The following is a 23099-nucleotide window of genomic DNA, read 5'->3' on the forward strand; positions in this document are numbered from 1 at the left end:
CCGACTCCCCCACCCGAGCACCCACGACACAAGGAGCAAACCCATGGCGACCATCCAATTCGAGAAGGCCCAGCGGTGGTTCCCGAAGGCGCCGACGCCCGCGGTGGCCGGTATCGACCTGGAAATCGCCGACGGCGAATTCATGGTCCTCGTCGGGCCTTCCGGTTGCGGAAAATCCACCACGCTGCGCATGCTGGCGGGCCTGGAAGAGGTCACCGCCGGCTCCATTCGCCTGGGCGGGCGGGATATCACCACGACCGCGCCCAAGGACCGCGATATCGCCATGGTGTTCCAGAACTACGCCCTGTACCCACACATGACGGTGGCCGGGAACATGGAATTCTGTCTCAAGAACGCCGGCCTGCCCAAAGATGAGCGTGAGCGTCGAGTTGCCACGGCCGCCGCGACCCTCGGTCTCACCGACTACCTCGACCGCAAACCCAAGGCGCTGTCGGGTGGACAGCGACAACGGGTGGCCATGGGCCGGGCCATTGTTCGCAATCCGCAAGTGTTCTGCATGGACGAACCGCTGTCCAACCTGGATGCCAAGATGCGGGTGCAAACCCGCACCGACATCGCCAAACTGCAGCGTGAACTCGGCGTCACCACCGTCTATGTCACTCACGACCAGACCGAAGCCATGACGATGGGTGATCGGGTGGCCGTCATGAAAGACGGTGAGCTACAGCAGGTCGGCGTGCCCATGGAACTCTACGACCGGCCGGCCAACGTGTTCGTCGCCGGGTTCATCGGATCCCCCGCGATGAAGTTCTTCGACGGCGAACTCGGCGAGTCCGGGGTCACCGCCGCGGGACACACCATGGCGGTTGCGCGCTCGGAGGCCACGACCGGGCCCGTCATCGTCGGAGTGCGGCCCGAGGGATGGCGGCTGACACAACCGGGGGCCGGCATCCCGGTCACCGTTGCGGTGGTCGAAACGCTGGGGGCCGATGCCTACCTTTACGGGACCGTCGGCGGTGTCGGCTCGGATGTCATCGTCCGCACCAGTGGCCGCGACCGGATCGGCATGGGCGATGTCGTGCACGTGACGGCGGACCCCGACGCCATCCATCTCTTCGACAAGGGCACCGGCATCCGGATGCCGTGACCATGGTGGCGCGCGACGGCGGGCAAGGCCGCGATACCGGCAACGAGATGAGATCCGGAGTTGCTTTAGGCTCGGCAAGTGTTGTCCGTATTCGATCCGATCACCTGGCGGCCGCGCCGCATCGCGATCGCCGGAGTATCCGGATCGGGTAAAACGACGTTGGCCAAACATGTTTCGGACCGCCTCGCTATCCCCCATGTCGAGATCGACGGCCTGTTCCATGGCCCGAACTGGCAGCCCCGAGACGAATTCGCCGACGACGTACACACCGTCATCTCCGGTGCATCGTGGGTCGTCGAGTGGCAGTACGCGGCGGTACGCGACCAGATTGCCGAACGCGCCGACACGATGCTGTGGCTCGACCTGCCCACACCCCTGACGCTGTATCAGTTAACCCGCCGCACGTTGCACCGGCGGTTGCGTCGCGTGGAACTGTGGAACGGCAATTACGAAGGGCCACTGCACAGGTTCTTCACCGACCCGCAGCACATCGTGCGATGGGGCATCCGCACCCGCAACAAGTACCGAGACCTGCTGCCGGCCATCGAAGCCCGCCACCCACATCTGCACATCGTTCGCCTGACATCCCGGCGCGACAGCGCACGCTGGGTCGGCCAAGCCGCCATGCGCGGGTAACTTCTGGCTGCGAGGACCGCACGACGCCCGTCGGGCCTGCCCTGCGGCCGAGGGAGACTCAGTGGACCGCCCGCAGATCCTTGAGCATCGCCACGCCGAGCGGGCCGCGGCCCTGACCGACCTCCGTGAAGCCCTTGCGTCGGTAGAGGCGTTGAGCCGGATTGCGAACGTGGACATTGGTGCACATCACGTCCATGGTCGGGGCGCAGCGCACGAATAGCGCGTCCAACAGCACGCCACCGATACCCCTGCCGCGCAGACCCGGCGCGACCGCAATACACAACTCGGGAATCGATTCACCGTCGGCATCCAGCCGCAGCGGCGGATCGTTGTGCCACGTCCAGGTCGCTCCAACGGGCTCCCCCAGCCGATCTTCGGCGATGATAGGTATCTCGCCTGCCGGGGGCAGCATGCTCAGCACCTCGTCGTCATCCGGATCGGGAAGCGGCCAATCCTCGATGATGCAGGCGTGGCGGGCCATCTCGACGACGAAGGCGTCGTCAGCGCTCGTGGCCTCGCGCAATCGCACCGTCGGAAACCCAGTCATGGCGGCATTCTCTCAGTCAGGCCACCGACATTCGTCGATTCGCCGGTTCACGGCGAGGCGACGCGCGTGAGCAGTCAGTGGCTGATCTGAGCCAGCAGTGACGTCATGTCGGACAGATCCCACACATCGGCGAACAGTTGGTCTTCGACGCGGTAGATGGTGAATTCGGGGATGCTCACCCGCCGGTTGGTCCCGGGCACGCCCGCGAAGGTACCGAGGTGGGTGCCGCCCACCTCGAACCGCAGCGAGATCAGGTCGCCATCGATGGCCAGACCTCGCACCTCCCAGCGCCAATCCGGGAATGCCGCGAAGATCGGGGCGAACTGTTCGGCGACCGCTCCGGGCGGCATCGGGCTGTCGTTGACCCTGATCGCGCCACTGTAGAAGGTCGACATGCGATCGATGTCGTGGTCGTTACAGGCGTTGAGGTAGCGGCGGTACAGGTCTTCGAGCTCGGCGCGCGTGCTGGCCAATGGCGTTGCCCTTCTCGATCGTCAGTACTCGATTACAGCACGCTCAAGACGGTGCCGAGGTGTCGGCAGCCGGCGTCATGCTCGGCTGCGCCCCGAGGCGATAAAACCGAGCGCATCGATCACCTCCCAGACCATTGGACCGCGGGCGGTGGTCCGCACCGCATAGCCTCTTGGCACATGACGTTCATCGAGGTCGTGGAGACCGTCGGCACGGTTATCGACGGAACCGGAGTGGCCATCATCGCGATCGGCGCGGTGATGGCGGCGGGGTTCGCCATCGGTCGGCTACGGCGCAAGGAGAGCGACACTTACGAGAAGCTGCGCCAACAACTCGGCCGGTCCATTCTGCTCGGTCTTGAGCTGCTGGTGGCGGCCGACATCATCCGCACGGTCGCAGTGACACCGACCGCGCAGAGCGTGGCCGTGCTGGCCGGCATCGTGCTGATCAGGACCTTTCTGAGCTGGTCGCTGGAGTTGGAGATCAGCGGTCGCTGGCCGTGGCAGAAGAAGCGACCGGCGGCCGTCGAGCCGCCCAAGCCTCCGGACCGGTAGCCAAGCGCTGCTGGTCGACGGACAGCGCCGAACGTATCCGACGGCGATACCGCTGCGGGTGTAGATCACACTCCTCATGACGTTCGGTTTGGCAGCTGATTTCCGACGAACCTGGCAAGAAGCAATCGAGTGACATCTGAGGAGAACGACGATGAGTTATCTGGCGGGGCAGCTGGCCGCCTTAGCGGTCATGGCAGCGCTGGTCGGCGGCGTGGTCTGGGCAGTGTTGGTCATGCGGGAGCCGCGGCCGCCACTTGAGGACGACGACGAACCTGAACTGACGGATTAGCGAAGCGGATGTCAGTCGAGCAGGTGCTCGCCGAGGGTGCTATCGCATCGTGGATCGGCCCCGCAGCCCGCGCGGTCGCATTCACCGCCGCGGGCGTGGCACTGACTGTTCTCGGCGTCGTGCGCCGCAGCGACCGCATGCGCTGGGACCGGGCCGATGACAGTCGCCTGCTACATCCCGACAGGACGGCACCCACCGACGACCTTCGCTTGCCGCGCCCGCGGTCGGGAGGAACCGGTTTCATCGTCGGAGGCACGGTGCTGTTGCTTCTCGGGCTGCTACACATCCTCGACTTCATTGCGACACTCCATAATTCGGGAGTGATCTGACAAAGCGCCGTGCCGCGCAGCAAGACGCTCGGCTTCGAGCCCGAAAATGGTTGGCCACCGTCAGTTCAAGCCTCTAGGTTCCAGCCGGTGGAAGGTTACGCGGCGGCCAACTCTGGTGTGAACGACCGCGCCGAGGTTCTGTTGATCGGAGGGCGTTCGGGGGTGGGCAAGAGCAGCGTCGCGTTCGAATGCCACGAGGTCCTCCTCGCAGAGGACATCAGCCATGCCGTGATCGATGGCGACATGCTGGACCTCGCATACCCCGTCCCATGGGAGCATGGTCTGGCCGAACGCAACCTCTCGGCGATCTGGGCCAACTACCGGTCACTCGGATTCCGCCGGCTCATCTTCGTGGGAACCGCCTGCGTTCTCCCGGATGAATCGACCAAAATCATTGCTGCGATGGGTGATCGACCGCGCGTTGTCCCGGTTCTGTTGACCTGTACCGACGCCACCGCCACCCACCGGCTGCGCCAGCGCGAGACCGGCACGGGGTTCAACCGACACCGGGGGTCGAGCCAGCAGATGGCGACCACTTTGGCCGCCGGCATCAACGACGATGTGCACCTGATCGCAACCGACGACCGCAGTGTCTGCGACGTCGCGGCCGACGTCCTCGCGTGCACCCCATGGCGGGCGCCGACGGCGGATTGACATCTTGTCTGCTAGCAGACATTATTGTCTGGTGGCAGACAAAACCGGGGCGGCTCAGCACGACACCGTTGGTGCGTGGACCAAGCGCTGCTACCTCGCCGCGCGTGCAGCCATGGAGTACTCGTTACGGCCCTACGACCTCGGTGCGACCCAGTGGTATGTGCTGTGCCAACTCGTGCACGCCGGCCCCACCCGGCAACGGGAGTTGCAACGCATCCTCCAAGTCGAGCGTGCAACTCTGAGCGCCGTCGTCGTCACTCTGGTCCGCAAGCGGCTCGTCGAGCAGATCCCCGACAGCATCGATCACCGACAAAAACTGTTGCGCCTCACCGAGATCGGTCAAACGTTGTGGCACGAGCTGCCCGACCTGACCCGAATACACGCCGTGGCGTTCGACGGGATGGCCCCGGCCGACATCGAGGCCGCCATTCGGGTGTTGCGAGCCGCCACCGAGCGCCTCGAACAATTCTCACAGAGGGAGGGCTCATGAAGATTCTGGTAACCGGTGCCACCGGCCTGGTGGGCACCCGGCTGCTGCCGCGCCTCGTCGAGGACGGCCACGACTGCCGCGCCGTGGTGCGCCGGCCCGGGTCGGTGCCACCGCACGTGACGGAGGTGATAGCCGATCTCTCCGACAGCACCTCCCTCACCGCAGCAGTGAGCGGTGTCGAGGCGATCGTGCATCTGGCCGCCGTCTTCCGCACGACGGACACCGACCTGATCTGGAAGACGAACCGCGACGGGACCGTCAACCTCATCTCCGCGGTCCAGCAGCACGCACCCGCGGCGCGCCTGATCATGGCGAGCACGGCACACATCTACGACGCTGACGGCACGCGTCCGGGCCGCGAGGACGACCCCGCCGCCCCGACGCTGGCCTACCCGGCAAGCAAGCTCGCGGCCGAGAATGCCCTGCGCAGCAGTAATTTAACGTGGACGATCCAGCGTTACGGCTTCGTCTACGGTGACGGCGACGGCCACCTCGAGTCGCTGCCCGCTCATGCGACGAGCGCCGGAATGCATCCGGCGCAGCGAATGAGCCTCGTTCATCATCGTGACATCGCGACCGCAACCCGCATCGCACTCACCGGAGCCTGGGACGGCCGAATCGTCAACATCACCGATGAAGCACCGACGTCACTCTATGAACTCGTCGAGATCGGCGGCGGCGCGATGGACCCGTCGTCACAGGCACTGAAAGACCCGTGGCGTCTGCACATGGATGGTGGGCTCGCGCGCCGACTCGGCTTCCGGCCCAGCGTGCGCACCGTCCATCACGCCGTCGAGCAAAACATGTTGTGATATCCGCTCGGATGCGGCACCATCTCGACAGGGGAATCGCGGCTGCCTCGCATGTCGCGAAGAGGTACTGGGGGTTGGAAATATGCTCTGCTACAAGGCTGCGCCGTGACTGCGTGCGACCGAATCGACGGACCGGACATTCGAGCGGTGGCTGCCGACGCACGTAGACCGGTTGCCATTGCGGAATGCGCCGCAGCGTCCGGATCGCACGAAAAACGCTCCACTCCAACGGGTTAGTGAGCGAAGGCCGGTATGGGCACGAGAACGCGCATACGACTCGTGGCCCTCGCTCTGGTTGTTGGTGTCGTGATGTCGGGGTGCTCGACCCCGGCTGCGCCCACAGACCACATCCACGATGCTGGCTGCGACATGGAGGGCAGCCCGCTAGCCGACCTGGCGTTGGCGCGCGGCAAGACGTTCGGCACGGCCTACCGCAGTTCCTACGCGGCCGGCGACCAGTGTTACCAGCAGGTGGCTGTCACCGAATTCGGCTCACTCACAACCGAAATCGGAACGATGATGAACACCATCCAACCCGCCCCCGGTGTTTTCGACTTCCGCGAAGCCGACGCCGTCGCGCAGCTGGCCGCACAACACCATCGCGAATTCCAGATCCACTCGTTGATCTGGGACCCGCTGGATCAGCCCCAATGGCAGATTGTGCCAACGGCCGTCAAAGAGTTGCCGCCGGCCCAACGCCATCAACTGATGCTCGACTCCATCACCACCATCATGAAACGCTATGCGGGCAAGGCAAGCACCGTCACCGTCGTCAACGAAGCATTCGATCAGATGGGCCACCTGCAACCCACCACCTGGTGGGCCACCACCGGCAGCGACCAGTACATCTTCGACGCCTTCCGTGCCGCCCGTCTCGCCGACCCGACCGCGCAGCTGCTCTACAACGACCACAGCGCCGAGACCCACAGCGACAAATCCAACGCCATCTACGATCTGGTCAAACGCCTGCACGACACCACCGTCGACGTGGTCATCGACGGCACACCAACCACCAAACCGCTGATCGACGGAGTCGGCTTCCAAGCCCACATGCTCGGTGGCCAAGGCCAACAACCATCCATTACCGACATGGCCGGCAACCTGCAGCGATTCGTCGATCTGGGCCTGACCATCCGGTTCACCGAACTCGACGTACGCATCCCCGTCGTCAACGGCATCGCCGACCCTGCCGACCTCGTCCGCCAGCGGCAGGTCTACCAGACCATGACCGAGCTGTGCCTGCACCAGCCACGCTGCTCAGGCATCACGTTCTGGGGATTCACCGACAGGCACTCATGGATCACCGATTACCCCGACACCTTCTCCGGCTACGGCGCGGCCACCCCAACCACCACCGACTACACCCGCAAACCCGCCTGGGCGGGCATCACCGACGCACTCACCAAACCATGACATGCCGGGCCTATCCGTCGCCGCCACGATAAGCCCGAGCCGAGGGGGTCGGACCAGAAAGGCTCCGCCGCAACAACTCTGGTCTCAAGGTGGATGACTCGAACGGCGTTTAATCAGAGCCGGCGAACTGTAGCGTGATCATTCCGTTCATGGCAATACGCTCCCCGGGTTCCGGATCCTGCGTGACAATCTGGCCGGGCGCATACCCCGAGCCGTGGACATCGGAGCCCTTGAGAAGAGAGCCCGACCAACCCCATGCCTGCAACTGCCGCGCAACATCGAACCAGAACCTGCCCCGCACATCCGGCATGACGAGCGATGCGGGTCGGTTCTTGTCGTGCGCCGGTGACGCTGAGGGCAGAGATGACGCCGCGCGCGGCGGCGCAACGCCGTGCGAACACCCGGCGATGCCGAGCACAGCGATCGCGGCACATCCCCAGATCACCGCAGACAACGTCACGCCGCGACCCACCCCCGTTATCCCCACATCGCGATGCTAGGCGCCCGCTCACCTTCCGAAAAGCATCGACCGGACCCAAAACCGGCGTCAACCACACCTTGACACTTCACCGCTCGTCAAGCGATCATTGACACATGGCACGTTCGTTCACGACATTGGGCAAGCAGCTCCACCACGAACTTGGCCAGATCCTCGCTGCCCCGGTTCTTCGCAGCGACAACGATCCGCTCGACTGGGTGCGCGCCGCTCGCGATGTCCAGCGTCAGGCTGATGCCTTTATGGCCGCAGCCGTCGAGCAAGCACGCGATGCCGGCCGAACGTGGCAGGAGATCGGCGACGTCCTCGGGGTGTCGCGACAGGCCGCTTTCCAGCGTTACGGCAAGCCCATCGATCCCAGAACCGGCGAAGCCATGAACACCAATCCACTGCCCGGAGCCGACGAGTTGGCCGCAACCGTCATCGACGATCTCGCGCACGGCAGGTGGGCTGACGTCAGCGCGCGCTTTGACGACACGATGCGCGATCGGCTCACCGACGAAGGCCTTGCCGAGGCGTGGGCTCACATTGCGGGCTTGGCCGGAGCCTACGAGAGCCACGGCGACACTGAGGCCGTGCGTGCCGGTGATTTCACCACCACCAACACGCCGTTGAGTTTCGAGGCTGGTGATTTCGTCGCTCGCATCACCTTCCGCGACGATCGGACGGTCGCGGGCCTGTACATCCTTGACCCCCAGGTGGCAGGCAGTGCGGGGTGATCGCCCCCACGCGAAATGGCAAGCCAACCAATCGATCTGGATGGACCCTCGAACGTCGTCGTCAGCGTGATCCAGAAAGACTCCGAGGGGCCCGATTGCTGCCGCGCTGATCGACCATCTTCGGAAACCACGGCGCTCCCCGCAGCGGGCGATAGTCGGCGGCCGCGAAGGCTGCTGCGGCCGCCGATATGAAAGCCAGGATGAGGGCAGGCTGGCGGACGGCGTTGGCGGGAAGGGTGTAAAACAGCAGCCAGCCCAGCGTCACCGTGGTGATGACGCCAAGTCCATCAGTCGCACCGATGATCGAAACATCGGGCCTGTTCAGGCCAATCTGCCCGCCGGTGATCGCACTGGTCAACGCACAGCCGGCCACAGCCACGCAGAGCGGAAAAGTAAGCTTCCACAATCCCCACGCGACGCGGTCGGCGTCCTGAATCTCGTTCCACGGCAGCAATAGTGCAACCACCATCAAGGCGCCCGCTGCGCCGCAGATCAGCCGTCGAAGCAATGCGGTCATGCCGTCCTCCTCAGGGTCCTACCGAGTGATCGTTGCTTCCGGAGGTTGTGCTGTCGATTACGTGGAGGTAATGGAGTAGCCAACCCGATACGGCTACAGTCGGTGCGAATGGCGACCATTAGCTCCGCTGCGCAGGTCGGACCGTCTCTGCGCGAGTGGCGGCAACGGCGTCGGCTGACCCAGTTGGAGCTTGCCCTGGATGCCGGCGTCTCGGCGCGACATCTGAGTTTCATCGAGACCGGCCGCGCCAAGCCCGGGCGAGATATGCTGCTGCGCCTTGGAGAGCGGCTCGACATGCCGTTCCGCGAACGCAACCGGTTGTTGCTCGCCGCAGGGCACGCCCCGGCCTTTCCCGAGCATCCGTTCGCGGCGCCTGAATTGGCTCCGGTCCGGGAAGCACTGCAGCGAGTCCTGAAAAGCCATGAGCCGTATCCAGCCGTCGTCTTCGACCGGCATTGGAACCTCGTCGCCGCGAACGCGGCCATACAACCTCTGGTCGCGACGGTCGAGCCTGCCTTGCTGATTCCGCCTGTCAACGTCCTGCGCGTCGCACTGGAGTTGATTCCGCACATCATCAACGCCCGCGATGTCATGGACTACTTTCGTGATCGCATTCAGCGTCAGCTCGCTGCCACCGCCGACGCTCAGCTCGAGCAACTGCTGGAGGAGTTCGAGACGTATCTGCCACGTGAAGACCGCGATACGGCAGGGGAATCCGACTTCGCCCAGAATCTCGGCCCGGTCAGAGTCCGTACGCGTGACGGCGGCGAGTGGTCATTCTTCGGCATGTTCGGCACGCTCGACATGCCATTCGAGGTGACGATTTCCGAGTTGGCCGTCGAACTGCTCTTTCCCGCCGATCAGGTGACTGCCGATGCGTTCGAATCGCTTGCGCGGCATCGGGCGGAAAGCCGTTGACGAGCACCACGTACTCAGCCATGAGACGTCAGCAGCCACCCTGCGGCACGTCGCCCCCACCCGATACCCGGACAGGACATGACCGTCACCACGCGTTCATCACCGCAACCGGCGCACATCCAGCACGCTCTCCACTGCCCCGGCACCTGCTCGCTCAACGAAATATGCACCCGCACCGTCATTCTCGGCCACGGCTTCCACGAGTTGAGTACCCCGATAGAGGAGCCCGGCGCCGTCGTCGGTGGCATAGGCCGCTGGCAACACGCCGGAACCGACCAACTCGTGCAGGAACGGCCGGCGCTGCTGTTCGGAGTCGTAGTGCACTCCGTTGGCGTAAGGCGGGAATCCGAGGCCGTTGGTGATGGGCCGCAACTGCGGGCCGAACGAATCGGTGGTACCGCCGACATGCCAGCAGATCGATCCGGCCGACACCCCGGTCAACACCACCCCGGCCTGCCACGCCGCACGCAACGCGTCATCCACGCCATGCAACCGCCACATCGCGAGCAGTCCCGCCACGCTGCCGCCGAACACCCACACCACATCGTGCTCCAGTAGGTGGGCCGTGATGTCGTCGACCGTAGGCATCGGGAACAAGGCCACGTGCGACGCCACAAAGCCACGTACCTGAGCCGCCTCGGTCAGGTAGTGCAGAACCGCCTTGTCGTCGCCCATCGCCGTCGCCAGTAGACAGATCCGTGGGGCTCGGCCGGTGACGCCGGACAGCTCGACCGCGAAATCCGTCATCGCAGTGAACTCGAACCGCGTGCGGCGGCCGGCACCGATGCCCCCGCTGGTCGCCAGGATCGTCGGAGCATCGGCGGGCATGACTGCGACGGTAGGCGAATCTGCCGCCGGCAGACAATCGAAGCGTGATCGTATTCCGTCGTGTCGTCCGGCAAGCCGGAATGTCGCATCGCCCAGCCGATGTGTTCATCGAACCGTCTCGATCGGATACCGGTAGCTCTCCTTCAGCGTGTGTAGGTGCACCCAGCTGTGCAGCTGTGTTACCGAGGTCAGGGCCCTGACCTCTTCGAGGGCGGTCACGACATCGGTGAGGGTGTCGGCGTGCAGCGTCGCGACGACGTCGTAGCGCCCGATCGTGGTGGCCAAGAACCGGATCTCCGAGAGTTGGCGAATCTGCTCGACGCCCGCTCCGGCCCGTCCCCGCATCCGAACCCCGAGTCCGACATCGACCTTGCGCCCCTCCCGGCCCGGCGCCGCGATCGCGCCGATGCGGACCACCCCGGCCTCGATCATGCGCAGGGTGCGTGCCCGAGCCGTCCCCACGGAGATGCCGGATCCGGCGGCCAGCGCGGTGTAAGGCATCCGGCCGTCGCGCTGCAGCAGCGAGAGCAGTCGCCGGTCGACGCCGTCGAGCCACGCCACCGAGACCTTGGTGGGCCCGAGGACGTCGCGCACCAGATCGGTGTAGACGAGTGTCTCGGTCGATTCGACGCCGTCCAGAGAGCGGATGATATCCAGCAGTTCGGAGAGTTCGGAGTCATCGTGAGCACGGACCTCGGCGATCAATGGATAGGCCCCGCTGGCCAGGGACACGAACGGGACTTCGGGACGTGCGGCCAGGCGCCTGCCGACCTCGATGGCCGGCGCGTTGGTGGCGATGGACACGTGCGCCAGAGAGCGCACGCCGACCGTTTCGGGATGCACCATGCCGACCACGCGCACGTCGGTCGTGTGCAGTAAGGCCGCCAAGCGCTTGGACGCCGTCGTCCGAGAAACGCCCAGGCGCTTGGCCAGCTCCCCTGGTCCGATCCGTCCGTCGACGCGCAGCGCCGCCAGGATCTTGTCGTCGACGTCGTCGAGTCGGCCGCCGAAGCGCGAGTCATCTGAAATTAACAAACGCCGAACACCCCGCCTTCGCTACGCAGATCTTCAGTATCACAGCAGACGTGAGCAGATTCGAGCGTTATCGGCCAGTACTGCTTCACGAATCATCGATATTGCTCGGGCGAAGTGCAGATTTGGTGTTGATGGTTCGTGATGGCGCTCCTACTGTTTTCACTGCACCCTGCAGCCCACCACAGGAGTTCCCATGAATCGGCGGAGTCAGCCTGCCCACGTCGCCACCATCCTCGGTGCGGCGTTGAGCGCCGTCCTGCTCAGCGCTTGTAGCGGCGGTGCCGGCACAAGTGCGGCGTCGGGCAAGGCGCCCGCCGGTCTGCTCCAGGCGGGGCAGCTGTCGGTGTGCACCGACCCGGAGTATCCGCCCATGGAATACCTGGAGAACGGGGACACGGCCAACCCGACGGGCTTCGACTCCGACGGAGCCCGCGCCCTCGGCAAGCTCTGGGACGTCAAGGTGGTGTTCCAGAACACGTCCTTCGACGGGCTCATCCCGGCGTTGAACGCAAAGCGTTGCGACATCACCTGGTCCGCCCTGTACGTCAGCCCCGAGCGCCAACGCGTCGCCGACGGCATCCCGTTCATGACCACCGGGCCCGGGCTGATCATCCGCAGCGGCGACGAGTCGATCCGCTCAGCCGACGACCTGTCCGGCAAGACCGTCGCCGTGCAGGGCGGTGGATCCAATGAGCTGACGCTGAAGGCACTCTCGGACAAATTCACCGCCGCGGGCAAGCCCGGCATCACGATCCAGCCCTATCCGAAGACGGCGGAGACGGTTGCCGCCGTGACCAACGGCAAGGCCGACGCGCTCATCGAAACCGACGTCGCCGTGGTCGACATGGTCAGCAAGTCGGGCGGGAAGCTCGCCTCGAAACCCGGGATCTTCCCCACCGAAACGCAGTTCGGGGTGTTCACCCGCAAGGGCTCGGAGCTGACGCAGCCCGTGACCGCCGGGATCAAGCAACTCATCTCCGACGGGACCCTGCCCGACCTGGCGAAGAAGTACGGTCTGGATCCGTCCCGCCTCGTCAGCCCCTGACCGCCATGGACTTCGAATGGGACATGTTCACCGCGGCCCTGACGTCGAGTGCGTTCCTGCGGGGCGCCCTGTTGTCGGTGGCGCTCGCGGTGTGCGCCATGGTGCTCGCCTCGATCGTGGGTTTCGGTGTGGCACTGCTGCGGATCGCCTCCAACCGGGTCGCCACCGTCATCGGCGGTGCGTATGTCTGGTTCTTCCGGGCCATTCCGACACTGCTCGTCCTGCTGCTGATCTGGAACGCCGGACCTCAGCTGCTGCCCGCTCTGCGGGATGACTGGTTCACGCCCTTCCTCGCGGCGCTGATCGGGTTCTCGATCGTCGAGGCCGCGTACATGGCGGAGATCCTGCGGTCGGCCCTGCTCTCGGTCGACGAGGGGCAACACCTGGCGGCCCGCGCCCTTGGCCTGGCGCCGCACAAGGTGTTGTTCAAAGTGGTTCTGCCCCAAGCCATCAAGGTGGCAATCCCGCCGTCGGGCAACGAGCTGATCGCGATGCTGAAGTACACGTCGCTCGCATCGGTGATCTCGCTGCGTGAGTTGCTGACCACCGCACAGTCACAGGTGTCGGTGACGTTCCGCTACGCGGAGTACTACTCGGCCGCGCTGATCTACTACCTGGTGATCGTCTCGGCGCTGATGGCCGTGCAGCATGTCGTCGAGCGCCGCTACCGGTGGATCTCCGCGAAACGGGTCGGCCAGATTCCGGGCGCAGGCGTCGGCACGGCGGTGCCCGCATGAGTACGCCCGTCCTGCAGGCGATCGACCTGCATCGCCGATACGGGGAAACCGATGTCCTCAAGGGTGTCGACTTCTCCGTCGCGAGAGGCGAAGTCAAGGCCCTGCTCGGCCCCTCGGGATCGGGCAAGTCGACGATCTTGCGGTTGATGGCCCTCCTGGAACACCCCGACGCCGGGGACATCCTGTTGAACGGCAAGCAGGTTGGCGTCTCCACGTCCTCGGACGGCTCCACCCGCCGACTCCCCGAGCGCCGCCTGGCGGTGCAGCGCCGCGACATCGGGATGGTGTTCCAGCGGTTCAACCTGTTCGCCCATCTCGACGTCCTGCGCAACGTCACGCTGGCGCTGACCGAGGTGGTCGGCATGAGCAAGGCCGACGCGGCCGAGAGCGCCCAGGCGATGCTGGAGCGCGTGGGCATGGCCGACCGGTTGCGGCACTACCCGAGCGAACTGTCCGGTGGTCAGCAACAGCGCGTCGCGATCGCCCGCGCCCTCGTCACGAACCCCTCGGTGATGCTCTTCGACGAACCGACGTCCGCACTCGACCCGGAATTGGTCGGTGAGGTGCTCGAGGTGATGGAGGGCCTCGCCGAAGCCGGCATGACCATGGTGGTGGTGACCCACGAGACCCGGTTCGCGCGACGGGTGGCCGACGAGGTCATGCTCTTCGACGGCGGCGTGATCGTCGAACAGGCGCCTCCCGACCAGTTCTTCGACGATCCCCGTCACGAGCGCACCCGCCAGTTCCTCTCCCACCTGCACGGGGTGGGCCACTGATGCACGCACCGCTGGCGGTCTACACCGATCTCGACGACGGCGACGACCCCACCGTCGGAATGGGGCTGTTGCGAGCCAACGGTTTCGAGGTGGCCTACGCGCAATCGCGCGATCCCGACGTGATCGCCGCCGCCGCACGGGACGCCGAGGCACTGCTGGTCGGGTACGCGCCCGTCGACGACGCCCTGCTCGAGCGGTTGCCCAAGCTGCGCATCATCTCCTTGCTGTCGAACGGTTCGGACAATGTGGACGTCGAGGCCGCCTCGCGCCGCGGGATCTGGGTGGCGACCGTCGGTCCCGTGGCGAGTGAGGAGGTCGCGACGCACGCCTGGGCGCTCACCCTGGCGCTGATCCGTCGGCTCCCCTTCTTCATGGGCTCCGGCGTCGAGCACCCGTGGGAGGCCCGTCCCGTCGAGGCCCCGCGTCGGCTCTCCGAGCTGACGATCGGGATCCTGGGGCTCGGCTCCATCGGTCGCCGGTACGGCGAATTCGCCTCTGCGGCCGCGCACCGCGTGGTCGCGGCGCAGCGTCCTGGTTCCGTGCCGGTACCGGGGGTCGAGATGGCGCCCTACGCCGAAGTGCTCGCCATCAGCGACGTGCTCGGCGTGTTCCTGCCCTTGACCGACGACACCCGCGGGTTACTCGACGCGCACGCCTACGCGCGGATGCCCCGCGGTGCGCACGTGGTCAACGTCTCTCGGGGTGCAGTGGTCGATGCCGAGGCACTGCTGGCCGCCGTGGATTCGGGACATCTCGCCGGAGCCGCTCTCGACGTGTTCGCTCAGGAGCCGCTGCCCGCGTCGCATCCCCTGCTCGGCCATCCCCGGGTCATCACGACGCCGCACGTCGGATTTCTGTCCGACGCCACCGACGCCGAATACGTACGACGGCAGGCCGATGCGGTGGTGTCGTGGCGCACCAGCGGTCGGCCGGACCGCGCCATCAACCGATTGGCGGTGCGATCATGACGGAATTGCAGCTCTACCAATCGATGTGGGCCATGGAGGACCTGCCATGGCGGGGTGCACCGTGGACGCTGTCCGAACAGCTGGCGTGGATCGCTGGGGCGGGTTACACGGGCATCGGAGTCGACCTGGGGGCGCGCCGAGCTCCCTCGGCGACCGACATCGCCCCGTTGCTGGCCGAACACCGGCTGCGCGGTTGCGTCCTGGTGTTTGCCACCTCCGACGACGACATCCGCGAGGCAATTCGCTACGCGAGGGCCATCAGGGCGGACTGGATCATCTGTTGTGCAAGGGTATTCGGGTTCGATGCGCCCAGACTCGCGAATCTGCTCAGCGGGTGGCACCGGATGTGTGCGGACGCCGGCATCGAGATGGAGCTGGAGACGCATCGCAACACCGTCACCAACGATCTGCGGTTCACCTGCATGCTGCTCGAGGACCTCGACGACTCGATCGAACTCGCCGCCGACCTGTCGCACTACGTATGCGCGCATGAGATCCCCGAGGCTCCCGAACCGGAATACGAATCCCTCGTCGCGACCATCCTCGACCGCTCGGGGTCCCTGCAGGGACGGATCGCCACACGTGCCCAGATCCAGGTGCCGCTCGCTCACCCGATGGCGCAGCCGTGGGAACCCCGGTTCCGAGATTGGTGGACACGAGGATTCGAGTCGTTGCTGCGGCGACACCCCGACCGTCCGGCCCGTTTCCTCACCGAACTCGGGACCACCCCGTACGCGATCACCGACGCGCAGGGCGTGCAGATCTCGGATCGCTGGGCAGAGTCATTGACACTGATGCGCTGGGCGGCAGACGCCTTCGACGCGGCACTCGGCGCGCGACCAGCGACGGCACCATAGAGATTGGACGGCACACGATGCACGATGTCGACTTCAGAACCACCTCCACGGGTAATCGGGTGGCGACGGGACCGCTCACCAGCGACAGCTCCCAACGCGCGTTGGTGCCCGCGCACGCGTACACCAGCGCCGCGGTCCACGAGCTCGAACGTGAGCGGATCTTCGCCGCCGGCTGGGTCTGGGCGGGCTATGCCCACTGGGTGGGCGAACCGGGACAGGTCAAGCCGGTCGCCGTTGCCGGCCAACCACTTCTGATGATCCGTGGCGAGGACGGTGAGATCCGGGTCTTCCACAATTCGTGCCGGCATCGTGGGATGGCGCTGACGGAGGAACCCATCACGGTCAAGCGCCGGATCCAGTGCGCCTACCACTGCTGGTCCTACGACCTGGATGGCAGTCTCGCGGCGACTCCATACTTCCAGCGCGAACGCCAGGGGCGTAGCGGGCCTGCGGACAAGCGGGCGCTGGGCCTGCTGCCGGTGGCCAGCCGGGTGTGGGCGGGGATGGTGTTCGTCGACCTCGCCGAACGCGATATCGACACGGCGGCGGCGTCTTTCGATCGGTTTATCGGGCCGCTGGCGCAGCGATGGTCACACATCGACTTCGACCGGATCCGGCTGGCCGAGGAGCGCGTGTTCGACGTCGCCGCCAACTGGAAACTCGTCGTGGAGAACTTCCTGGACTTCTACCACTTGCCGTTCATCCACCCACAGGTCGGCCCGGTGAATTCATCGCTGGACGTCGACGACGAGGTGCTGGCACCGGAGATCATCGGCGGCTGCTACCCGCGGGGCGCGACGGGGAAGGCGGCGAAGACGTCGGAGGCGCTGCCGTTCCTGGGCGAGGTTCCGCGGGAGAAGACCGAGAACCAGGACATCTTCTGTGTGTTCCCCAACGCCCTGCTGTTCCTGGAAGCGGATTGGTTTCAGGTGATCGGCTTCGAAGCGTTGAGCGCCGACCGTACCGTAGAGCACATGGCGATCTTCGTCGACCAAGACGGCACATCCGAGGACCACTCGGTGAACCGAAAACGTCTGGCCGAAGTGCTGTTCGGCGTCAACGAACAGGACCTGCCGATCCTGGACAAGCTGCAGGCAGGGCGCTATTCACCGGCATCTGACCGCACCAGCCTGGTGCCACACTGGGATCAGGTGACCGCCATGTTCCAGCAATTGGTCGCCGACCGCATCGCCGACCCTACAACCAAGGGGTACTGAGCATGGGCATCGATCAACGCGACCCGGCGGCGACCGAGGCGGACCTGCGCCAGGAACTGGCCGCGGTGTACCGCCTGGTCGCCCACTACCGGATGACCGACCTGGTGTTCACACACATCTCGGTGCGACTGCCCGGAGCGGACGACCACTTCCTGATCAACCCCTACGGGCTGTTCTTCGAAGAGATCACCGCATCGAGCCTCTTGCGAATCGATCTGGACGGCAACGTCATCGGCGAGACCACCCATCGCGTGAACCCCGCCGGTTTCGTCATCCACAGTGCGATCCACGCTGCGCGTGAGGACGCGATGTGCGTGTTGCACACGCACACGCTCGCCGGCTGTGCGGTGGCGGCCTCAGCGTCGGGGCTCCTGCCCGTGAACCAGATCTCGATGGAGTTCTTCGACCGCGTGGGCTATCACGACTACGAGGGCGTGGCGCTGAACCTCGATGAGCAGAAGCGGCTCGTCGAGGATCTCGGTACGCACGACGCGCTGATCCTGCGCAACCACGGCCTGCTGACGGTTGGCGCGACCCCCGCACGGGCCTTCCTGCGGATGTACTACTTGAACAAAGCCTGCGAGATCCAGGTCGCTGCATCACAACTCGGAGAGTTGGTGATTCCCGACCCGAGCATCAGCGAGCACGCCGCACAGCAGCTGGTAGGCGATGCCGCCGGAGATGACTTCACCGACGACGTGGGATACGACCTGGCGTGGGCAGCGATGCTCCGGATGCTCGATCGTACGCAGCCGGATTATCGCGACTGACGGAGTGGACCTCGCGCGTGCGACTGCTCGGCGATTCCTCCTGGGCCATCACGGATTCCGCAGCGCCTGCAGATGCGCAATATCACTCAGTCGCACGAGTTGGCGGTTGTGGAACTCGTCGTCTTCGCACAACACCGTGATTCCCCCGGGACGGCTCCGAAAATTCACGTAACCGAGTCCGTCGATCGGCAGCCGCATGAAGGCGCTCACCACGAACGTCAACGCGAAACCGTGAGTCACCACCACACAATGCGAAGCCTGTCGGCCAAGAAGATCCTCGACGGCCGCATAGACCCGCGTTGCGAATTCCCGCTTCGACTCCGAACCCACGATCCCTTCGTCATGGCCCATCCGGTCCCCCTCAGGCGGGGGCGGGACGAAGCGTTCCTCAAGCCACGCCTGAGGCCGCCCATCGGCGGCGCCGTACGACTTCTCCCGCAGCCGGCGATCGACAATCGCGGACACACCCAAAGCAGAACAGATCGCCTCCGCGGTCTCGGATGCACGACGAAGGTCTGAAGTGACGACCACAACCGACTCCCCGGCCGGGACATCGGCCGACACCGCCTCAGCGATCGCCGCTGCATCCCGCGCGCCCCGCTCAGTGAGGCTCGAATCGTGCCACCCGCCCACCACACCCTCGACATGATGAGTGGCCTCCGGGTGCACGACGACGCTCAAGGTCCGCATCGGCACCATGATGCCTGCACCGCACCTCCCACGGGAGTCGCGTCGGCGGCCGTCGACCACACTGACCAGGCGATGTTCGGTTCCCCACCGCGAACGGCAAAGCACTTGCCGTTCGCTACGAATAGCGCCGACGGGCCGTCATCTGTGCCATTCTTGTGCATCGACTTGGAGGAGGCTCGATGAACCCGATGGCGCGGTGGATGGCGGCCCCGGCGATGCTGGCCGCGGCGGTAGCACTGGCCGCCTGTTCGTTCTCGGCCTCAGTGGGCGACAACACGGTGAGCAAGGACCAGGTCCAAAACCAGATCAGCGAGAAGGTCACCGAGCAGGGCGGCACCAAGCCCGCGTCGGTGACATGCCCGGCCGACCTGAAGGCCGAGATCGGCGCCACCCTGGACTGCACGATGTCCGACGGCTCCAAGGACTACGGCGTCAACGTCACCGTCACCAGCGTCGACGGCAAGACGGTGAACTTCGACATCGTGCAGACCGTCGACAAGAACGCGGTTGCCGAGCAGATCTCCCAGCAACTCAGCCAGCAGGTGGGACGAGCCCCCGAGTCCGTGACGTGTCCGTCGGATCTGAAGGGCGACAAGGGCCAGACACTGCGCTGCCAGCTCACCGACTCGGGTGAGACCTACGGCGTCACCGTGACCGTCACCAGTGTCAAGGGCGGCGACGTGAAATTCGATTTCAAGGTCGACGACCAGCCGCAGTAGCGAATCAGCGGGCGAGCTCGGCCAGCACGGTGATCGGGTGCACCGCCGCGCCGGGCCGGTGATGTGTCTGCACTGTGCGGCATGTCCGAAGTCGCTGGGAGTTGACTGTGGCCACCAGCGTTCGCCGGTTCCGGTCGACACACTGAATGCTGCGGCCATCTCGCCGTCATCCGAAGGAGGAGTACACCATGCACGTCCGACCGACCCGTCTTGCCATCGGCGCAGGCACCCTGGCCGCATCCGCCTTGTTCGGGTTGTTCGGCGCGATCCCCTCCGCGTTCGCCAACCAGGACCCGGCGGCCGACCCGCCGAACTGCACCGCCGCAGACCTGGAGGGGGTACGCGCCGGCGTCTCGGCAGCCACGTCGGCCTACCTGTTCACCCATCCGGACGTCAACAACTTCTTCACCAGCCTCAAAGGTCTCACCAGAGAGCAGACGGTGGCCAAGGTGAAGACCTACATGGCCCAGAATCCGCAGACCCACGACGAGCTCGTCGGGATCCGGCAGCCGCTGCAGGACCTGAAGAACCGCTGCGGGCAGGCACCCGGCGCCTGACGCCGCGCTGACGGCGGGGCACGACCGCCGCACCCCGGCGCTACCTCCTTGTTAGCCTTTGCCTCATGCAGCGGTGGGCGCGACGCACGGGCTCGGTGACCGCGGCCGTACTGGCCGCGCTGCTCGTGTTGACCGGTTGCAGCACAACGGTGCTCGACGGACACGCTGTGTCGATGTTGTACGACCCCACCCGGGCCGGTGGCCTGCCGGCGAAGGACGGCTACAGCGGGCCGCGGGCCGGGGCACCGGAACCGACCAGCAGCGCCGTCAACAGCGACGGTGGCCCGGCCGATCACCTCGCCCTGCTCGCCGTCGACGATCTGCAAGATTTCTGGTCGCACAACTGGGACGGGGCGCTGAGCGGGACATTCTCGCCGGTGTCGGGTTTGGTGTCATACGACTCCAACAGCTCCAACAATCCGGACGTGTGCGGCGGCGGCCTGACCGATATGGCCAACGCGTTCTACTGCTTCGACAACGACACCATGGCGTGGGATCGGGGCAGTTTCATCCCCGGTGCGGCGAAGTACTTCGGCGATATGGGCGTAGTCGGCATCATGGCGCACGAATTCGGCCATGCCGTCCAGGCCAAGGCCCACCTGGTGGAGAAGGGCACACCGGTCCTGGTGAAGGAGCAGCAGGCCGACTGCTTCGCCGGCGTCTATCTGCACTGGGTCGCGTCCGGCAAATCGCCGCGGTTCTCCCTGAGCACCGGTGACGGCCTCAATCACGTTCTGGCAGGCGCGATCTATATCCGCGACCCGTTGATGACGCAGGAGGAGGCGCTGGCCACCGGCGACGCCCACGGCTCGGCCCTCGACCGGATCAGCGCCTTCCAGATCGGGTTCAGCGGCAACGCCGATCAGTGTGCGGCCATCGACATGGCCGAGATCAAGAAACGTCAGGGCGACCTTCCGCAGTTCCTGTCGTATGACGCCTACGGCTATCCGGCCACCGGTGACAGCCCCATCAATGCCGACCTGCTGAACAAGCTGATGGCGTCGCTGAACCAGATTTTCGCGCCCACCAGCCCGCCCCAGCTGAGTCTGGAGCCCGAGACCTGCCCCGATGCGAAACCGACATCACCCGCGTCGTATTGCCCGGCCACCAACACCATCGGCATCGACATGCCGGCTCTCGAAGAGGCCGGCACCCCGCGCAGTGAGAGCCAAGGCGTGCTGCTGCAGGGTGACAACACGGCATTGTCCATGGTCACCTCCCGCTATGTCCTTGCGCTGCAACGCCAGCGGGGCGCACCGCTGCAGTCGACCACCACGGCCCTGCGGACGGCCTGCCTCACCGGCATCGCGCAGAGCAAGATGACCGAGCCGGGCAGCCCGCTGATGCTGTCGGCGGGCGACACCGACGAAGCGATCTCCGGACTGCTCACCAGCGGCCTGGTGGCCAGCGACGTCGACGGCGCCACGGCGCTGGCGGGTTTCACCCGGATCCTGGCGTACCGGGCCGGTCTGCAGGGCGACGCCGAACAGTGCTATCAGAGGTTCTCCTGATGAACATCCGGGTCGGGGCGAGGTTCGGGCCGTACGAGCTGCGCACGCTGCTGGGTGTCGGCGGTATGGGCGAGGTGTACCAGGCCTTCGACACGGTGAAGGGCCGATTGGTCGCGCTGAAGCTGCTGCGGCCCGAACTGGCCGCTGATCCGTCCTTCCAGGAGCGGTTCCGGCGGGAATCGAGGATCGCCGCGCAATTGCACGAGCCGCACATCATTCCCGTTCACGATTTCGGTGACATCGACGGTGTGCTCTTTATCGACATGCGCCTGGTGTCCGGTCTTGATCTGAAATCTGTTCTTGTGCAACAGGGTCCGCTACACCCCGGCCGAGCGGTGGCCGTGCTGAGCCAGATTGCGGCCGCCCTGGATGCCGCCCACGCCGCCGGCTTGACCCACCGTGACGTCAAACCCGAGAACGTGTTGTTGACCGCCGACGACTTCGCCTACCTGGTGGACTTCGGTATCGCGCGGTCGGGCACCGACAGCGGATTGACCACCGCCGGTTCGGCGATCGGGTCATGCGCCTACATGGCCCCGGAACGGTTCACCGACGGTTACGTCGGTCCACCCACCGATGTCTACTCACTGGCCTGCCTGCTCTACGAACTCCTGACCGGGACACCGCCATTCCCCGCCGGTGACATCGCCATGCTGATGAATGCACACCTGTTCTCGCCGCCACCCCGGCCCAGCATGGTCAGGCCGGGTGTCAGCCCCGCCTTCGACGACGTGGTGGCCTGGGGCATGGCCAAGGACCCGGCGCACCGCTGCCCGAGCGCAGGCGGGCTGGCACGTGCCGCCGCCGCGGCGGCGGTTGCCGTCCAGACGACACCGTCTGCACCCACCGTGCTCGACGGAAAGGCGTCCGGGACCGTTTCCCGGACAACGCGTTCCAGCCGCCCACTTCTACTCGGCGCACTGGGACTGGTCGTGCTGGTGGTGGCGGCCGGCGCCGCGGCATGGCTGATTCTCGGTGGGGACGACACCACGACGGCCGTACCGACGACGGTGACCCGCACCGCCCTGCCCGCCCCCACCACCGCAACATCCCACAGCGCAGTGCTGACGACCACGTCGGCGGTTGCCCCTCGGGCGTCACTGCCGGGAACTGATGTCCTCGGCTTTCTGGCCTATCCCGGTGCGCGGTGTGATCCGGCCCAGGTTCCCGTCGCCCTCGGGCTGACCGCGCAGTCCGCGGTGGTCATCTGCCAAAGCCCCGCCGGTGCCCTGGTTTACCGCGGTGTCCGACTGAACGACAACGCCGGTATCGAACTCGGCGACGCGGTGCACGTGCCTGGCGGGGGATTCGACATCACCAATCCCACTGATGGAACGCAGTATCAGGTCCGCGATACGGCGCTGACCATCATCGGCTCCGACGGCACCGTACACACCGAACCGATGGAGCAGTATGCGTCGACGTTCTGAGGCCCG

General features: G+C 65.7%; 29 protein-coding genes. 22 read left to right on the forward strand and 7 right to left on the reverse strand.

Features of this window, described 5'->3' with window-relative positions:
* Positions 1 to 43: 43 nt before the first annotated feature.
* Together AWB94_RS18865 and AWB94_RS18870 are read left to right on the forward strand one after the other, a co-directional pair.
* Positions 44 to 1108: an ABC transporter ATP-binding protein gene (locus AWB94_RS18865; protein WP_062656738.1), complete on the forward strand. Its 1065-nt coding sequence runs from the start codon at positions 44 to 46 to the stop codon at positions 1106 to 1108.
* A 78-nt stretch (positions 1109 to 1186) separates the two neighbouring features.
* Positions 1187 to 1744, forward strand: coding sequence for a P-loop NTPase family protein (locus tag AWB94_RS18870; RefSeq protein ID WP_062656739.1), 558 nt, complete (start codon positions 1187 to 1189; stop codon positions 1742 to 1744).
* Positions 1745 to 1802: 58 nt separating this feature from the next.
* Here the strand turns inward: AWB94_RS18870 and AWB94_RS18875 are convergent, their stop codons facing one another.
* Both AWB94_RS18875 and AWB94_RS18880 read right to left on the reverse strand, forming a co-directional pair.
* Entirely contained in the window at positions 1803 to 2291 is a 489-nt protein-coding gene (locus AWB94_RS18875; RefSeq protein WP_062656740.1) for a GNAT family N-acetyltransferase, read from the reverse strand.
* 74 nt (positions 2292 to 2365) lie between these two features.
* Entirely contained in the window at positions 2366 to 2764 is a 399-nt protein-coding gene (locus tag AWB94_RS18880; RefSeq protein WP_062656741.1) for an ester cyclase, read from the reverse strand.
* Between the two features lie 177 nt (positions 2765 to 2941).
* On the opposite strand from AWB94_RS18880, the gene AWB94_RS18885 reads away from it, so the two are divergent.
* From AWB94_RS18885 to AWB94_RS18910, 7 genes are all read left to right on the forward strand, one after another.
* Entirely contained in the window at positions 2942 to 3316 is a 375-nt protein-coding gene (locus AWB94_RS18885) for a DUF1622 domain-containing protein (protein WP_062656742.1), read from the forward strand.
* A 151-nt stretch (positions 3317 to 3467) separates the two neighbouring features.
* Positions 3468 to 3605 (forward strand): hypothetical protein, encoded by a 138-nt coding sequence (locus AWB94_RS35175; protein ID WP_165605317.1) that lies wholly within the window; start codon positions 3468 to 3470, stop codon positions 3603 to 3605.
* 8 nt (positions 3606 to 3613) lie between these two features.
* The gene (locus tag AWB94_RS18890) at positions 3614 to 3934 is read left to right on the forward strand and encodes a hypothetical protein (protein ID WP_062656743.1); all 321 of its coding nucleotides are present in this window, start codon (positions 3614 to 3616) and stop codon (positions 3932 to 3934) included.
* A 9-nt stretch (positions 3935 to 3943) separates the two neighbouring features.
* Complete coding sequence (locus tag AWB94_RS18895) at positions 3944 to 4588, forward strand: ATPase (RefSeq protein ID WP_201029542.1); 645 nt, start codon at positions 3944 to 3946, stop codon at positions 4586 to 4588.
* A 31-nt stretch (positions 4589 to 4619) separates the two neighbouring features.
* Entirely contained in the window at positions 4620 to 5078 is a 459-nt protein-coding gene (locus AWB94_RS18900) for a MarR family winged helix-turn-helix transcriptional regulator (protein WP_062656744.1), read from the forward strand.
* Positions 5075 to 5890: an NAD-dependent epimerase/dehydratase family protein gene (locus AWB94_RS18905; protein ID WP_062656745.1), complete on the forward strand. Its 816-nt coding sequence runs from the start codon at positions 5075 to 5077 to the stop codon at positions 5888 to 5890. Before AWB94_RS18900 ends, AWB94_RS18905 begins: the two co-directional genes overlap by 4 nt.
* 309 nt (positions 5891 to 6199) lie before the next feature.
* Positions 6200 to 7303: an endo-1,4-beta-xylanase gene (locus AWB94_RS18910; protein WP_234811794.1), complete on the forward strand. Its 1104-nt coding sequence runs from the start codon at positions 6200 to 6202 to the stop codon at positions 7301 to 7303.
* Between the two features lie 109 nt (positions 7304 to 7412).
* On the opposite strand, the gene AWB94_RS34675 is transcribed toward AWB94_RS18910, so the two are convergent.
* Positions 7413 to 7763, reverse strand: a complete 351-nt coding sequence (locus AWB94_RS34675) for a PASTA domain-containing protein (protein ID WP_131805281.1) — start codon at positions 7761 to 7763, stop codon at positions 7413 to 7415.
* A 134-nt stretch (positions 7764 to 7897) separates the two neighbouring features.
* On the opposite strand from AWB94_RS34675, the gene AWB94_RS18920 reads away from it, so the two are divergent.
* Complete coding sequence (locus AWB94_RS18920) at positions 7898 to 8518, forward strand: DUF3887 domain-containing protein (RefSeq protein ID WP_062656748.1); 621 nt, start codon at positions 7898 to 7900, stop codon at positions 8516 to 8518.
* 61 nt (positions 8519 to 8579) lie between these two features.
* On the opposite strand, the gene AWB94_RS18925 is transcribed toward AWB94_RS18920, so the two are convergent.
* Entirely contained in the window at positions 8580 to 9035 is a 456-nt protein-coding gene (locus AWB94_RS18925; protein WP_062656749.1) for a hypothetical protein, read from the reverse strand.
* Positions 9036 to 9143: 108 nt separating this feature from the next.
* Here AWB94_RS18925 and AWB94_RS18930 point away from each other — a divergent pair, with 108 nt between their 5' ends.
* Positions 9144 to 9953 (forward strand): helix-turn-helix domain-containing protein, encoded by an 810-nt coding sequence (locus tag AWB94_RS18930; protein ID WP_062656750.1) that lies wholly within the window; start codon positions 9144 to 9146, stop codon positions 9951 to 9953.
* A 99-nt stretch (positions 9954 to 10052) separates the two neighbouring features.
* On the opposite strand, the gene AWB94_RS18935 is transcribed toward AWB94_RS18930, so the two are convergent.
* Together AWB94_RS18935 and AWB94_RS18940 are read right to left on the reverse strand one after the other, a co-directional pair.
* Entirely contained in the window at positions 10053 to 10781 is a 729-nt protein-coding gene (locus tag AWB94_RS18935) for a Type 1 glutamine amidotransferase-like domain-containing protein (protein WP_062656751.1), read from the reverse strand.
* 105 nt (positions 10782 to 10886) lie between these two features.
* Positions 10887 to 11816: an Lrp/AsnC family transcriptional regulator gene (locus AWB94_RS18940; protein ID WP_062656752.1), complete on the reverse strand. Its 930-nt coding sequence runs from the start codon at positions 11814 to 11816 to the stop codon at positions 10887 to 10889.
* A 193-nt stretch (positions 11817 to 12009) separates the two neighbouring features.
* Between AWB94_RS18940 and AWB94_RS18945 the strand changes: the two genes are divergently transcribed.
* Genes AWB94_RS18945 through AWB94_RS18975 form a run of 7 tightly spaced genes read left to right on the forward strand, consistent with a single transcriptional unit; the run spans position 12010 to position 18186 of the window.
* The gene (locus AWB94_RS18945) at positions 12010 to 12861 is read left to right on the forward strand and encodes an ABC transporter substrate-binding protein (RefSeq protein WP_062656753.1); all 852 of its coding nucleotides are present in this window, start codon (positions 12010 to 12012) and stop codon (positions 12859 to 12861) included.
* A gap of 5 nt (positions 12862 to 12866) precedes the next feature.
* Complete coding sequence (locus AWB94_RS18950) at positions 12867 to 13598, forward strand: amino acid ABC transporter permease (RefSeq protein WP_062656754.1); 732 nt, start codon at positions 12867 to 12869, stop codon at positions 13596 to 13598.
* Complete coding sequence (locus tag AWB94_RS18955; protein WP_062656755.1) at positions 13595 to 14374, forward strand: amino acid ABC transporter ATP-binding protein; 780 nt, start codon at positions 13595 to 13597, stop codon at positions 14372 to 14374. The genes AWB94_RS18950 and AWB94_RS18955 overlap by 4 nt, the downstream gene beginning before the upstream one ends.
* A complete protein-coding gene (locus tag AWB94_RS18960; RefSeq protein WP_062656756.1) occupies positions 14374 to 15342 on the forward strand; it encodes a C-terminal binding protein in 969 nt (322 codons plus the stop codon). Before AWB94_RS18955 ends, AWB94_RS18960 begins: the two co-directional genes overlap by 1 nt.
* The gene (locus AWB94_RS18965; RefSeq protein WP_062656757.1) at positions 15339 to 16199 is read left to right on the forward strand and encodes a sugar phosphate isomerase/epimerase family protein; all 861 of its coding nucleotides are present in this window, start codon (positions 15339 to 15341) and stop codon (positions 16197 to 16199) included. Before AWB94_RS18960 ends, AWB94_RS18965 begins: the two co-directional genes overlap by 4 nt.
* Positions 16200 to 16258: 59 nt before the next feature.
* Positions 16259 to 17416: an aromatic ring-hydroxylating oxygenase subunit alpha gene (locus AWB94_RS18970; RefSeq protein ID WP_234811795.1), complete on the forward strand. Its 1158-nt coding sequence runs from the start codon at positions 16259 to 16261 to the stop codon at positions 17414 to 17416.
* A gap of 2 nt (positions 17417 to 17418) precedes the next feature.
* Positions 17419 to 18186: a class II aldolase/adducin family protein gene (locus tag AWB94_RS18975; RefSeq protein WP_062656759.1), complete on the forward strand. Its 768-nt coding sequence runs from the start codon at positions 17419 to 17421 to the stop codon at positions 18184 to 18186.
* A gap of 48 nt (positions 18187 to 18234) precedes the next feature.
* Here AWB94_RS18975 and AWB94_RS18980 read toward each other — a convergent pair whose 3' ends face one another.
* Positions 18235 to 18855 carry a histidine phosphatase family protein gene (locus AWB94_RS18980; RefSeq protein WP_234811796.1) on the reverse strand — a complete coding sequence of 207 codons (621 nt, stop codon included), beginning with the start codon at positions 18853 to 18855 and terminating at the stop codon, positions 18235 to 18237.
* Between the two features lie 200 nt (positions 18856 to 19055).
* On the opposite strand from AWB94_RS18980, the gene AWB94_RS18985 reads away from it, so the two are divergent.
* The 4 genes from AWB94_RS18985 (at position 19056) to AWB94_RS19000 (ending at position 23093) form a co-directional block, all read left to right on the forward strand.
* The gene (locus tag AWB94_RS18985) at positions 19056 to 19595 is read left to right on the forward strand and encodes an anti-apoptotic protein (RefSeq protein WP_234811797.1); all 540 of its coding nucleotides are present in this window, start codon (positions 19056 to 19058) and stop codon (positions 19593 to 19595) included.
* A gap of 188 nt (positions 19596 to 19783) precedes the next feature.
* On the forward strand, positions 19784 to 20152 hold the full coding sequence (locus AWB94_RS18990) for a heme-binding protein (protein WP_062656760.1): 369 nt from the start codon (positions 19784 to 19786) through the stop codon (positions 20150 to 20152).
* Positions 20153 to 20217: 65 nt separating this feature from the next.
* Entirely contained in the window at positions 20218 to 21663 is a 1446-nt protein-coding gene (locus tag AWB94_RS18995; RefSeq protein WP_062656761.1) for a neutral zinc metallopeptidase, read from the forward strand.
* Positions 21663 to 23093 (forward strand): serine/threonine-protein kinase, encoded by a 1431-nt coding sequence (locus AWB94_RS19000; protein ID WP_062656762.1) that lies wholly within the window; start codon positions 21663 to 21665, stop codon positions 23091 to 23093. The genes AWB94_RS18995 and AWB94_RS19000 overlap by 1 nt, the downstream gene beginning before the upstream one ends.
* The last annotated feature ends 6 nt before the right edge of the window (positions 23094 to 23099 follow it).

The organism is Mycolicibacterium canariasense (assembly GCF_002101555.1).
In the GTDB taxonomy this organism is placed as follows: domain Bacteria; phylum Actinomycetota; class Actinomycetes; order Mycobacteriales; family Mycobacteriaceae; genus Mycobacterium; species Mycobacterium canariasense.

What these genes read in the sequence shown, in the direction of transcription:
- AWB94_RS18985 (WP_234811797.1), top strand. Translation starts at nt 19,056, where the DNA reads ATGAACCCGATGGCGCGGTGGATGGCGGCCCCGGCGATGCTGGCCGCG.
- AWB94_RS18945 (WP_062656753.1), top strand. Translation starts at nt 12,010, where the DNA reads ATGAATCGGCGGAGTCAGCCTGCCCACGTCGCCACCATCCTCGGTGCG.
- AWB94_RS18960 (WP_062656756.1), top strand. Translation starts at nt 14,374, where the DNA reads ATGCACGCACCGCTGGCGGTCTACACCGATCTCGACGACGGCGACGAC.
- AWB94_RS18950 (WP_062656754.1), top strand. Translation starts at nt 12,867, where the DNA reads ATGGACTTCGAATGGGACATGTTCACCGCGGCCCTGACGTCGAGTGCG.
- AWB94_RS18955 (WP_062656755.1), top strand. Translation starts at nt 13,595, where the DNA reads ATGAGTACGCCCGTCCTGCAGGCGATCGACCTGCATCGCCGATACGGG.
- AWB94_RS18920 (WP_062656748.1), top strand. Translation starts at nt 7,898, where the DNA reads ATGGCACGTTCGTTCACGACATTGGGCAAGCAGCTCCACCACGAACTT.
- AWB94_RS18990 (WP_062656760.1), top strand. Translation starts at nt 19,784, where the DNA reads ATGCACGTCCGACCGACCCGTCTTGCCATCGGCGCAGGCACCCTGGCC.
- AWB94_RS19000 (WP_062656762.1), top strand. Translation starts at nt 21,663, where the DNA reads ATGAACATCCGGGTCGGGGCGAGGTTCGGGCCGTACGAGCTGCGCACG.
- AWB94_RS18865 (WP_062656738.1), top strand. Translation starts at nt 44, where the DNA reads ATGGCGACCATCCAATTCGAGAAGGCCCAGCGGTGGTTCCCGAAGGCG.
- AWB94_RS18965 (WP_062656757.1), top strand. Translation starts at nt 15,339, where the DNA reads ATGACGGAATTGCAGCTCTACCAATCGATGTGGGCCATGGAGGACCTG.
- AWB94_RS18890 (WP_062656743.1), top strand. Translation starts at nt 3,614, where the DNA reads ATGTCAGTCGAGCAGGTGCTCGCCGAGGGTGCTATCGCATCGTGGATC.
- AWB94_RS18995 (WP_062656761.1), top strand. Translation starts at nt 20,218, where the DNA reads ATGCAGCGGTGGGCGCGACGCACGGGCTCGGTGACCGCGGCCGTACTG.
- AWB94_RS18975 (WP_062656759.1), top strand. Translation starts at nt 17,419, where the DNA reads ATGGGCATCGATCAACGCGACCCGGCGGCGACCGAGGCGGACCTGCGC.
- AWB94_RS18885 (WP_062656742.1), top strand. Translation starts at nt 2,942, where the DNA reads ATGACGTTCATCGAGGTCGTGGAGACCGTCGGCACGGTTATCGACGGA.
- AWB94_RS18905 (WP_062656745.1), top strand. Translation starts at nt 5,075, where the DNA reads ATGAAGATTCTGGTAACCGGTGCCACCGGCCTGGTGGGCACCCGGCTG.
- AWB94_RS35175 (WP_165605317.1), top strand. Translation starts at nt 3,468, where the DNA reads ATGAGTTATCTGGCGGGGCAGCTGGCCGCCTTAGCGGTCATGGCAGCG.
- AWB94_RS18935 (WP_062656751.1), bottom strand. Translation starts at nt 10,781, where the DNA reads ATGCCCGCCGATGCTCCGACGATCCTGGCGACCAGCGGGGGCATCGGT.
- AWB94_RS18875 (WP_062656740.1), bottom strand. Translation starts at nt 2,291, where the DNA reads ATGACTGGGTTTCCGACGGTGCGATTGCGCGAGGCCACGAGCGCTGAC.
- AWB94_RS18930 (WP_062656750.1), top strand. Translation starts at nt 9,144, where the DNA reads ATGGCGACCATTAGCTCCGCTGCGCAGGTCGGACCGTCTCTGCGCGAG.
- AWB94_RS18910 (WP_234811794.1), top strand. Translation starts at nt 6,200, where the DNA reads ATGTCGGGGTGCTCGACCCCGGCTGCGCCCACAGACCACATCCACGAT.
- AWB94_RS18925 (WP_062656749.1), bottom strand. Translation starts at nt 9,035, where the DNA reads ATGACCGCATTGCTTCGACGGCTGATCTGCGGCGCAGCGGGCGCCTTG.